This is a genomic window from Bacillus sp. GW823-FHT06A11 (assembly GCF_058795355.1).
In genome coordinates, this window is the sequence record NZ_JBXAHS010000001.1 from 1,353,339 (window position 1) to 1,365,404 (window position 12,066).

The 12,066-nt window shown below is 33.9% G+C and carries 8 protein-coding genes and 1 riboswitch; of the genes, 1 reads left to right on the plus strand and 7 read right to left on the minus strand.

Annotation, left to right across the window (positions count from 1 at the left end; all coding sequences use genetic code 11):
- Positions 1 to 180: 180 nt before the first annotated feature.
- Complete coding sequence (locus tag AC1Q8L_RS06795) at positions 181 to 6,720, minus strand: SpaA isopeptide-forming pilin-related protein (RefSeq protein ID WP_086387073.1); 6,540 nt, start codon at positions 6,718 to 6,720, stop codon at positions 181 to 183.
- 59 nt (positions 6,721 to 6,779) lie between these two features.
- Positions 6,780 to 6,872: riboswitch (cyclic di-GMP riboswitch) on the minus strand.
- 173 nt (positions 6,873 to 7,045) lie between these two features.
- Complete coding sequence (locus AC1Q8L_RS06800; RefSeq protein WP_000028013.1) at positions 7,046 to 7,582, minus strand: TetR/AcrR family transcriptional regulator; 537 nt, start codon at positions 7,580 to 7,582, stop codon at positions 7,046 to 7,048.
- Positions 7,583 to 7,913: 331 nt separating this feature from the next.
- Here AC1Q8L_RS06800 and AC1Q8L_RS06805 point away from each other — a divergent pair, with 331 nt between their 5' ends.
- On the plus strand, positions 7,914 to 8,297 hold the full coding sequence (locus tag AC1Q8L_RS06805; protein WP_000714567.1) for a hypothetical protein: 384 nt from the start codon (positions 7,914 to 7,916) through the stop codon (positions 8,295 to 8,297).
- A gap of 73 nt (positions 8,298 to 8,370) precedes the next feature.
- On the opposite strand, the gene AC1Q8L_RS06810 is transcribed toward AC1Q8L_RS06805, so the two are convergent.
- The 5 genes from AC1Q8L_RS06810 to AC1Q8L_RS06830 form a co-directional block, all read right to left on the minus strand.
- A complete protein-coding gene (locus tag AC1Q8L_RS06810; RefSeq protein ID WP_000877837.1) occupies positions 8,371 to 8,637 on the minus strand; it encodes a CPCC family cysteine-rich protein in 267 nt (88 codons plus the stop codon).
- Positions 8,634 to 9,077 (minus strand): hypothetical protein, encoded by a 444-nt coding sequence (locus AC1Q8L_RS06815; RefSeq protein ID WP_081810415.1) that lies wholly within the window; start codon positions 9,075 to 9,077, stop codon positions 8,634 to 8,636. The genes AC1Q8L_RS06810 and AC1Q8L_RS06815 overlap by 4 nt, the downstream gene beginning before the upstream one ends.
- Before the next feature lie 180 nt (positions 9,078 to 9,257).
- Complete coding sequence (locus tag AC1Q8L_RS06820; RefSeq protein ID WP_000625399.1) at positions 9,258 to 9,911, minus strand: DUF975 family protein; 654 nt, start codon at positions 9,909 to 9,911, stop codon at positions 9,258 to 9,260.
- Between the two features lie 199 nt (positions 9,912 to 10,110).
- Positions 10,111 to 11,562: a PH domain-containing protein gene (locus tag AC1Q8L_RS06825; protein WP_016513166.1), complete on the minus strand. Its 1,452-nt coding sequence runs from the start codon at positions 11,560 to 11,562 to the stop codon at positions 10,111 to 10,113.
- Positions 11,555 to 12,031 carry a PH domain-containing protein gene (locus tag AC1Q8L_RS06830; RefSeq protein ID WP_000371357.1) on the minus strand — a complete coding sequence of 159 codons (477 nt, stop codon included), beginning with the start codon at positions 12,029 to 12,031 and terminating at the stop codon, positions 11,555 to 11,557. The genes AC1Q8L_RS06825 and AC1Q8L_RS06830 overlap by 8 nt, the downstream gene beginning before the upstream one ends.
- Positions 12,032 to 12,066: the final 35 nt, after the last annotated feature.

A 12,066-nucleotide genomic window follows, 5' to 3' on the forward strand; every position in this document is an offset into this window, starting at 1 on the left:
CTTTTACTTTCACATTAAATATATATAGCTAATTTTTTTGATATAGCCACATTAAGAAAATAGGGCAAACTTTGTATTCCTTTTTGTTTTTATTTGTATCGAGTTCTTTTGCTAAATACCTTTTTTATGTCAAATAAAAAAGGTATCCTCAAATACTTTGAGGATACCTTTTCACCTTTATTATCTCCGCTGTTTTCTACCTAATACGAGTAACCCAAAACTCATCATTACAAGAAGTACTCCCATATATGGTTCCACAGGCATTTTCTGCCCTGTCTTCGGTAATTCTTTTTCAGGATTTTCTGGATTCGGTATTCCAGGTTTTTCTGGATCTGGTGTCCCAGGTTTTTCTGGATTTGGTGTTCCAGGCTTTTCTGGATCTGGTGTTCCAGGCTTTTCTGGATTTGGTGTTCCAGGCTTTTCTGGATTTGGTGTTCCAGGCTTTTCTGGATCTGGTGTTCCAGGCTTTTCTGGATTCGGTGTTCCAGGCTTTTCTGGATCTGGTGTTCCAGGTTTTTCTGGATCTGGTGTTTCTGGACCTGGTGGTGCTAAATGATTCAATTTGTTTAATACTTCTAATTGAACTGCATTTATCATTCCATTTGTAATTTCAAATGGAATTGGATTAGTTAATTTTTCATATCCTTTTGGTGCTTCTACTTCTACTAGTGTGTAGTTACCTACAGATAGATCTGCGATTTTTGCCTTTCCATCTTTATCTGTTGTTACTTTCACTACTACTTTTCCCTTGTCATCATGAACTTCAAACACAGCTCCTGATAAGACTTCCTTGCTTTCAGCGGCCATTTTTGTAATCTCCACTGAACCTTTGTCTAACTTTTCATTCTCTACTTTCAATGATAAGACTTTTGTCATACCTTTTTTAATTTCGAATGATACTGGTTCCGTTAACTTCTTGTAACCTGGTAAGCTCTTCGTCTCTACTAATTTGTATTTTCCTACTGATAGATCTGAAACTTTTGCTTTTCCTTCTTTATCTGTCGTTACTTCTGTTACTACTTTGCCTTGCTCATCTTGTACTTCGAAGACTACGCCTTCTAATACTTTTTGGCTATCTTTATCTACTTTTGTTACTTCTACATTTCCCTTGTCTAACATTTCATTTTCTACTGTTAAAGCAAGAGATTTTGTCATGCCTTTTTCAATTTGGAAAGTAATCGGATCTACCAATTGCTTATATCCTTTTGGTGCTTTTACTTCTACTAACTTGTATGTTCCAACTGATAAATTAGTAACTTGTACTTGTCCTTTTTTATCTGTCGTTATTTTAGCAACTACTTGTCCTGCTTCATCTTGAATCTCAAATACAGCATCAGCTAAAGCATCTTTCGTTTCTTTGTCTACTTTTGTAATTTCTACATTTCCTACATCCACTAATTCATTTTCTACAGTCAATTGTAATGCTGTAACTCTACCTTTTTCAATTTCAAATGAAACTGGCTTTTCTAGTGGTTTGTATCCTGCCGGTGTTTCTACTTCTACTAACTCATACTTTCCAATAGATAAATCTGAAACGTTTGCTTTTCCTTCTTTATCCGTTGTTACTTTTGCAACTACTTTTCCTTTTGAATCACGTACTTCAAATACAACATTTTCTAATGGTGCTTTACTGTCTTTATCTATTTTTGTGATTTCTACATTCCCCGTATCTACCATTTCATTTTCTACAGTGAACGTTAAAGATTTTGTCATACCTTTTTTAATTTCAAATGGTACAGGCTTTTCTAATTTTTTGTAGCCTGGTAAACTCTCTACTTCTACTAACTTGTACTTTCCTACAGATAAATCTGAAACTGTTGCTTTTCCAGCTTTATCTGTCGTTACTTTCGTTACCACCTTGCCTTTGTCGTCTTGAACTTCAAAGACTACACCTGCTAACGGTGCCTTATTATCTTTATCTATTTTTGTAATTTCTACATTTCCCGTATCTACCATTTCATTTTCTATTTTTAATGATAGAACTTCTGTCATTCCTTTTTTGATTTCAAACGATACTGGTTCTGTTAATTGTTTGTAACCTGGTAAGCTTTCTTTCTCTACTAATTTGTACTTTCCTACAGATAAGTCTGAGATTTTTGCTTTACCATTTTTATCTGTTGTTACTTCCTTTACTACTTTACCTTGTTCGTCTTGTACTTCGAAGACTACGCCTTCTAATACTTTTTGACTATCTTTATCTACTTTTGTGATTTCTATTGAACCTTTGTCTAACTGTTCATTCGCTACTTTTAATGATAAGACTTCTGTCATACCCTTTTTAATTTCGAATGATACTGGCTCTGTTAGCTTTTTGTAGCCTGGTAAGCTTTCTACTTCTACTAGTTTGTAATTTCCTACAGATAGATCTGAAATTTTCGCTTTTCCTTCTTTATCTGTTTTTACTTTCGTTACTAATTTGCCTTTTTCATCTTGCACTTCGAATGTTACGCCTTTTAATAACACGCCACTTTCTTTGTCCACTTTTGTAATTTCTACTGAGCCTTTATCTACTAATTCGTTCTCTACTTTTAGTGATAAAACTTCTGTCATACCCTTTTTGATTTCGAATGATACTGGCTTCGCTAGTTTTTTATATCCTGGTAAGCTTTCTACCTCTACTAGCTTATATTTCCCTACTGATAAATCGGAAACGTTTGCTTGTCCTTCTTTATCTGTCGTTACTTTTGTTACTACTTTATCTTTTTCATCTTGCACTTCGAATGTTACGCCCGCTAATACTGCGCCACTTTCTTTGTCTACTTTTGTAATCGCTACTGAACCTTTATCTAACAGCTCGTTCTCTACTTTCAATGATAAAACTTTCGTCATACCTTTTTTAATTTCGAATGATACTGGTTCCGTTAACTTCTTGTAACCTGGTAAGCTCTTCGTCTCTACTAATTTGTATTTTCCTATTGATAGATCTGAAACGTTTGCTTTTCCATCTTTATCTGTCGTTACTTCTGTTACTACTTTTCCTTTGTCGTCTTGAACTTCGAAGACTACGCCTTCTAATACTTTTTGACTATCTTTATCTACTTTTGTTACTTCCACATTTCCCTTGTCTAACATTTCGTTTTCTACTGTTAAAGCAAGAGATTTTGTCATGCCTTTTTCAATTTGGAAAGCAATCGGATCTACCAATTGTTTATACCCTTTTGGTGCCTTTACTTCTACTAACTTGTATGTGCCGACTGATAAATTAGTAACTTGTGCTTGTCCTTTTTTATCTGTCGTTATTTTAGCGACTACTTGTCCTGCTGCATCTTGAATCTCAAATACTGCATCAGCTAAAGCATCTTTATTTTCTTTATCTACTTTTGTAATTTCTACATTTCCTGTATCCACTAATTCATTTTCTACTGTTAGCTTTAGCGCTGTTACTCTACCCTTTTCAATTTCGAATGAAACTGGCTTTTCTAGTGGTTTGTATCCTGCCGGTGTTTCTACTTCCACCAACTCATACTTCCCAATAGGTAAATCTGAAACGTTTGCTTTTCCTTCTTTATCCGTCGTTACTTTCGCAACTACTTTTCCTTTTGAATCACGTACTTCAAATACAACATTTTCTAATGGAGCTTTACTATCTTTATCTATTTTTGTTATCTCTACATTCCCTGTATCCACCATTTCATTTTCTACTTTTAATGATAGAACCTCGGTCATGCCTTTTTTGATTTCAAATGATACTGGTTTTTCTAGCTTTTTATAACCAGGTAAACTTTCTACCTCTACTAATTCATACTTTCCTACAGGTAAATCTGAAACATTTGCTTTTCCATCTTTATCTGTCGTTACTTTTGTAACTTCATTCCCCTTTTCATCTTGGACGATGAATGTTACTCCCGCTAACGGTGCTTTATTATCTTTATCTATCTTTGTTATCTCTACATTTCCCGTATCTACCATTTCATTTTCTATTTTTAATGATAGAACTTCAGTCATGCCTTTTTTAATTTCAAATAATACTGGATCTGTTAGTTTCTTATAGCCTGGTAAACTTTCTTTCTCTACTAATTTGTACTTTCCTACTGATAGATCTGAGATTTTTGCTTTACCATCTTTATCTGTTTTTACTTCCTTTACTACTGTTCCAGCTTCATCTTGAACTTCAAAGACTACGCCTTTTAATGCTTTTTTGTTGTCTTTATCTACTTTTGTAATTTCTACTGAACCTTTATCTAACTGTTCATTTTCTACTTTCAATGATAGGACTGTTGTCATACCTTTTGTAATTTCGAATGATACTGGTTCTGTTAGCATTTTGTAGCCAGGTAAACTTTTCGTCTCTACTAATTTGTACTTTCCTACTGATAAATCTGAGATTTTTGCTTTACCATCTTTATCTGTTTTTACTTCTGTTACTACTTTTCCTTGCTCATCTTGCACTTCGAAGACTACGCCTTCTAATACTTTTTGACTATCTTTATCTATTTTTGTAATTTCTACTGAGCCTTTGTCTAACTGCTCATTTTCTACTTTTATTACTAAAGCTTTTGTCATACCTTTTTTAATTTCAAATCGTACTGGTTCTGCTAGATTTTTGTAACCTGGTAAGCTTTTCGTCTCTACTAATTTGTACTTTCCTACTGATAGATCTGAAACGTTTGCTTTTCCATCTTTATCTGTTACTACTTTTCTTACTACGTCATCTTTCTCATCTTGGACTTCAAATTCGACACCGGCTAATACTGCCCCGTTTTCTTTGTCCACTTTTGTAATTTCTATATTACCTTTGTCTACCATTGCATTTTCCACTTGTATTGGGAATATGCCGTCCCCTGTTACATTTACTTCGAACTCTGTTTCTTTTAATTGGTAGCCTTCAGGTGCTTTTGTTTCTTTTAAAATATATTTTCCTGGTGCTAACGGTTTAGAGATTGCCTTACCATCTTTATCTGTAACAATATGTTCGACTACTACACCGTCTTTTACTATATCAAACTCTGCATTTGCTAATGGTTTTTCACCATTTTCCGAATCAATTTTCTTTACTTCAATTTGACCCTTTTGCATAGTATTTTTAATTTCAATTGTTTTTATTTCTCCAGCTTGAAGTGTAACCTCTACTGGGCTTGTTAATTTTTGATATCCTTCTGGTGCTACTGTTTCATAAACTTTATACGTCCCAGGAGCTAAAGTTTGAGGTACTGAAAAACCTTTTTCGTCCGTTTTCAGTTTTACAACAACTTCATTTGCACTATTTCGAACTTCAAATTCGGCACCTTTTAACCCTTTGTTCGGATTCTCAGAATCTATTTTATGAAGCGATACTGTACCATCTTTTGGAGCTTCAGGCGGCGTAATAGTTACTTCTTTTGATGTTAATGTTTTATCATCAAAATGTAATTCCGCTTTATTAGGAATCTTCTTATCTACGTAAGAAGATAAGTCTGCATTATTTTTAATTTTCGCCTTAATACTAAGGTTAATTATCTGGTCTTCATATGACTTATAGTCAAAACTCTCACCAAATGTAAATGTTACTTCACTTCTTTGTTTATCTATATTTAACGTTCCTTTAGAAGTAATATCTTGGCCATTTTGATCATACACTTTTGCCTCTAATACTTCTAAAACATCTTCTAAATCATCACTAATTACCATAGATGTGTATTTAGGAGGATCGTTCGGTATATGTGTACCAACTTGGTATTGAATAACTTGATCCATTTGTGTTAACTGCTCATTCTCTACAAGCTTGCCATTCTCATCAACTATATTTTTTTCAATGCTAGGTGGATTATTGTCACCTGAACCGGATCCTCCCCCACCACTTACAAATACTTGTCCTACTTTTTCTTCAGTTTTAATATTTTTACCTTCTAATTTCACAGTATTTTTATGAGGCTTTGCAGCAGGATTAGTAATCTTTGTTTTATATCTTAAAATATAGCCTTTTGAACTGTCGGGAAATTCAATTGTAAATCCAGTCTTCGTTGCATTTATTTTAATGTTAGATAAATCTGCTGGCTTAATATTTGTTGGTGCATAACCATCTTCAAATACAGCCTCTTCTAATACTACGCTGTCTGTAATTAACTCATGCCCAGGTCCTAATGTATCTGTTAATTTAAGATCTTGCATTTCTGTCCCAGTTGCATTTACGTATACAAGCCAATCAGCAATTGAAGGATCTTCTTGATTATAAGAACCCCATTTCAATAAATTTTCCGTATTGGGCTGTGGCTTCGGTCTCTCTGTCGTATTATTTACACTTACTTCTTTATTGACGATTTGACCATCAACGTTAAATTCTAATGGAATTTCTTTAACACCATCATATGCTTCTAGACCAAAGTAGAATTCTACGAATAAAGAACCTTTAATGTTATTCTTTCCTTCTACGTAATCACCCATAGTACACGTTAATAGACCCTTTTTCATCTCACATGTACCAACTGTTTTTCCTTCAGCATCTTTTAAAGGAAAACTCATATTCATAAGGTCTTTTCGAAACTCTTTTGGCATATCAATTGTGAATTGATCTCCACTTTTTATTTTTTCTTTAGCTGACCACTTCACTTCTACTTTCATACCATCTGAGGCTTGATACGGTTCAGATGTCGTGCCATCAGTACGGGAAATATTAATTTCGTCCACTGGACTTTTCATCACAGCAGCTTGAATAACTGGAGCCCACACATTCAGCACTGAAAATAATACTAGAAAAACTAATGAAACCATTGAAATATGCCTTTTAGTACTTTTCATTTGCATAGTTCCCTCCTATTTTTTATATTTATATAACAAAAAAAGACCGTCCGGTTGCATCAAAAATGTGCAACCAGACGATCTTAGTAACCAATATGTATTACCGTAGACTCTAAGCTTTGCGGCCTATCCTTTCGAATAGTGTGCTAAAAATATCTTTTATTCTTTTTTTGTTTCATTTTCCTCTTAAACCAAATATTACTATACCGTCTGGACGGTTATAATTCAATACTCTATAAAATTGTTCTATTTTTCTAATAAAAAAAAACAATTCACCACTACATTAAATAAGTAACGGTGAATTGTTTTCGCATTATATAGTTCGTATATTCTATTTATATGAATTACTAATAAGAGCTTGAATCACTTTTTCTCTTAACTCGGGGCTTAGTCTGCCAACCCCTAAATATTCCGAATACCATAATCCATCTGCTGCTAATCTAATAATTGTTGCACAAACTGAATCTATCTCATCGTTTTCTATATTCTTTTGCAGTTGCTGAAATGATTGTTGTAATGGCTCAAGTAATTCAGGTTTTAACATGAATGCTGCCATCATACTACTAGACAACTCTTCTGTTCTTCTCTCATTACTTAATCTTTCCTCTACAAAAGAGCGAACCCATCTCCCTTTCCTCTCTGAGTCTTCCGCTACTTTATTGTAAATAGCGCCCTCATTATCCTCTATCCCTCTGACTATCATACCTTCTATTAAAGCTTCTTTATTTGCAAAGTGATACAATAATCCACCTTTACTTACACCCGCCTCTTTTGCCACTGCTTCTAAGGTTAATTTAGCAACCCCTTTACATTGCACAATTTGAGAAGCGGCCGCCAAAATCTTTTGCCGCGTTATGCTGATACTCATTCCTTTTTAAAACCCCATTTCTACTAAATTTATATAAATACGAATCTTATTTTTAATATTGTTGATTACTACTAAGTATTTTCTTTATACAACAAAAGCTGCATTACCTTTGAATTTTTAGTTACTTATTCCATTAAAAATTTCCATATCATTCAATATGATAACATCAAATACATAACATTGACTATACATCTATACTTTTATATTCATCGAAAATATATCCATAAACACGAAATGTATAAAAATTGATTATCCTTATACATCTAATCTATAATTTAAAGAGGTTTATATTTTCATAAAAATAAAGTGAAATTTTATAAGGATGATTCCATTGAAAAAATTTTCTATTAGTTATTTAATATGCTTATTGTTTTTTTCTATCATTGTGAATGTTTTACAGTATACAAGCGTTCCAAATTATGCGGATTCATGGGGGCCGATTTGGGTATCTATTATTATGCTTTCAATTCTTGGAAGTATTCCTGTTCTTATCGGTTGTTTAATAGGCGAATTTTGTTATAGAAAAATAAAAGGAAGTCACGAATTAAAAATCGGTATTCCTTTATTTATAGTGTTAGGTATTTCCTACAATCATTTCTTCTTTATGTTGTTTAACGACCGATATTTTCTATCCTTTAATTTAGAAGCCTTTTTGGAAACAGGCCTACCTATTACGTTATCATCTTTATTATTTTACCTTATAAGACGCCGTTAATTCTTTCATCATTACATAAAAAAATGTTATTACTCTTGTTACATCGAGTAATAACATTTTTATTTAAATCTATTTAACTAATTTGCTTCCAACTAGTATCCTTCACATCTTCGCTAGTCGGCTTTCTAACTGATTTCACAAAACATTCCTCGCAAGCACCAAATGCAATGAAGTTTTTCTGTGCTTGTCTTAACGAGACTTCATTTGCACCGCCTTCAAAGTCAGGATCGTTAAACTGTACCTCATCATCTTCCCAGTAACATATATTACAAATTTCATATGTACCTGGTGGTTCTTCTTCTATTGTTCTATACCCGCAGCACGGACATGTATATTTCATTCTGTTACTCCATTATTCATTTCTTTTTTCTCCCATATATTCCGGCCCATAAAGAATGTAACAGCGCAAATCATAGTTATTACCATGAAAGTAGTATTAGAATCCTCATATGTAATTGGAATTCCAACCGTTACAGAAACAATACTAAAAGCTAAAAGTAAATATAATAATAAAGATAGAATATAGCTTAGTTTAAATCGTAAAATGATACCTCTAAACAATAGCTCACCAAGTAGACAGCCACCTAAAATGATAGGTACTCCGAAATATAATGTAAGGACTCCCATTTGCGCAGTAGATTGAATTATCTTACCGATTATGTTCGGCGAAACCAGCTCACTATTGTTTCCCATCCTATCATATAAATCAAGTGCCGTTACTGAAATAAAGAAACTTAATATAGAAAACGAATACGGTATTAAAAATTTGCTCACTCTCATTCACCTCACTTTTTTTGTTTCACATATATTATTCATTACTTTCACAAAAAAAATAGCCCTCTATGCTAAAACATAGAGGGCATAATTTTTATATAAAAACCTATACCTTATCCTGAAATCCCCCCTAAACAGAACATCTAAACTATCTGTGCCCTATATTCTTTAGGGGATAGGTGGTTATTAGAAAGTAGTGCCTTCTTTTTTATAATATTCTTTTGAAATCTCTTCATAAAATGCGGCTGATGTCGCGTAGAAATACGGTGCTAACCATAAGAAACCGATTCCTATAGTAAGAATACTTAATATGAACCAGCCTAAGAAACTTAAGCATAGTAAAAAGTAATCCATTTTATGTCCATTCATCATATGACGACTCTCAGTAATCGCTTGATTCGCTGTATATTCTGGATGATCATTCAAAATAAAATATGTCATAGAATAAGAAAATGATTTAATAATACCTGGAATAATAAGAAGTAATGTCCATAGAGTCAAGTATACATACATTAGTAAATATGTTAAAAACGACTTCATCAACTTACTTCCATCGCTAAACCATCTAAATATATGACCAATGCGAGCATCAGTCCCACGAATTGCATTTAAAACAAGATAATAGGCACCTATTGTTAATGGACCAATAACAAGCATTACTATAATACTTACTGTAAGTGAATCACTTGCCTCTTCCCAACCCCAAAATATCGAGAAAATACCTGTTGTTAGCATTTCAACAGCTCCAATAAGGATTCCAATTAATAAAGTTGCCCCTACCGCTAATCCCCATCTTCCTTTTAATGCATCAAGCGCTTCTCTTTTCAACTGACTTATCATATATAACCTCCTAATACTATTTATATTTTAGTATACCATTTATATCAAAAATTCCACAGATTCCCCTGAAATAGAAGCATACTCCTTTTTGCATACGTATTGATACATGTGTGCTGTAGTTGTACTAATATATGGATTAAACGACTCTTTTCCCTATAACAAAAAAGCTTGCCCTTCATAATAGGCAAGCTTTCTCAAGTTATTTCTCACTTAACTTCTTCTTATACCAATTCTGCATTCTCTCCGCATCTTCTACTCTCGTATGCTCTATTTTATAACTAGATGATGCACTCGAAAACTTATACGTACATAAATCCGCACGGCGCTGGAAATATGATTGTGTCTTCTCCATTGATTGGACATGTCTTCTTCTAATAAGTCCTGTATATTTTCCGACGCTACGATAGACAAGTGTAATTTGTTCTCCGTTAACACTGTAACCATTTGTTGTAAATGTTGCGTATCCAAGTGTAAAGATGAGGATCGCGAGCGGAATTAATGCCCACATGATGAAGTGCTTTTCAGAGTATATACTTATTCCAATAAACGGGATTGCTAGCATTGCGAAGAAAATGAAACTATCAATGAGATAGCGGCGTAATGCTGCTTTTGGTAATGCAATAATGTTTGCATTCAGTTCGTATGGTAATTGTAAATGGGCGAGTAACTGTTGTACTCGATCTTTTCGAATGATTGGGTGCAGTGTAACCTTTTCTTTTTCGTCACTCATTCCTTTACTTTGAATGACTTCTACTTGCACAGCACAATAACCGAATGGTTGGCGTAAAATACTTTCTTTTATCGTAATACCTTGAATACGATGCAATTTTAGTACGAGCTCTTTTTTCTCAAGCAATCCTTGCGAAATGCGGACTTCGTCATTTCTTCGATTCACTGTGAAATCGCCATGTTTTAACGCGTAACCGATTGTAGATATAATCCAAGAAAGAACGAGTAACATGGCTACCATGAAAATCCAGCCATATATATCATGTTCCATTACATACGACTTTACGCCATTCTCTATCCATTTCGGAATGTACTCATCTACTTGGTGATAAACGAAAAAGATTAAAGAGAATAATAGTCCAAATTGACCAGATGTAACAGATGCTAATAAAATCTCTTTCCAAGTTAATTTATATTCTGTCGCTTGTTTTTCTTCTGTAACAATTTCTTTTTCTACTACATTTTCTGTTGCTTCGTCTAACGTTCCTTCTGCTTTCACTTCTGGAGTTGGCTCATTTAGCAAAGTAATAAGCTCCGCCGCTTCTTCTGCCGTAATACCAGCTAAGCTAACTTCTGCTTCATCGCCCCCACCAGCTGTTTCAATCTGAATTTTTTTTAAACCGAGCATTTGATATAGTACGTTAGAACTTGTATTAATCGTTTGAACACGTTCTTTATTTAAGTAGCTCTCCTTTTTCACGAAGAGACCTTTTTTCACATGTAATACGTTATTTTCAACCCAATATGTTGTGTAATACCATTTTTCAAATGCTGAAAAAACGGTGAGTAAACCAAATGCTGCGGGAATTAAATACCAAAACGGGAATTTTCCGTTTAAGCTAAACATGAAAATAATGAGTGGTATAAAATCTGTTATTTTTAATTCTAATAACATCGTGATTGGATGCTGCCTCTTATACATCCTCATCACTCACTTTCGCTAATTCTGCGATTTTCGTTTTCAACATTTCTGCTTCATACATCGTTAAGCCTGGGATGCTGTGAGAAGTTGCTGCCGTTGAAATGTGTAATTCTGCTAAGCCATATTTTCTCATAATTGGTCCTTGTTCAATCGTTACGTGCTGCACACGAATCATCGGTACTAATACGCGCTTTACGACAAAAAGACCATGCTGAATTTCAAGCTCTTCTTCATTTAGTTGGTAGCTGTAATAACGTTGACGTAGTTTCGGGAATAAGAAGTACGCAAATGGTGCGAACACAACTGTTAGCCCAATCATCACATACAAAATCCACGCCCACCAATCAAACTTTATCATGAGGAAAAGGTAAGCTAAAATAACGAGTATACCGATCCCTTCTTCAATTACAGCACGAACTTTCCACACCTTGACCATGTCAGGGTGAATTTCATTTTTCAATGGATCCATGTAACCACTCCAAATCTAGTAATCTAATATATGAA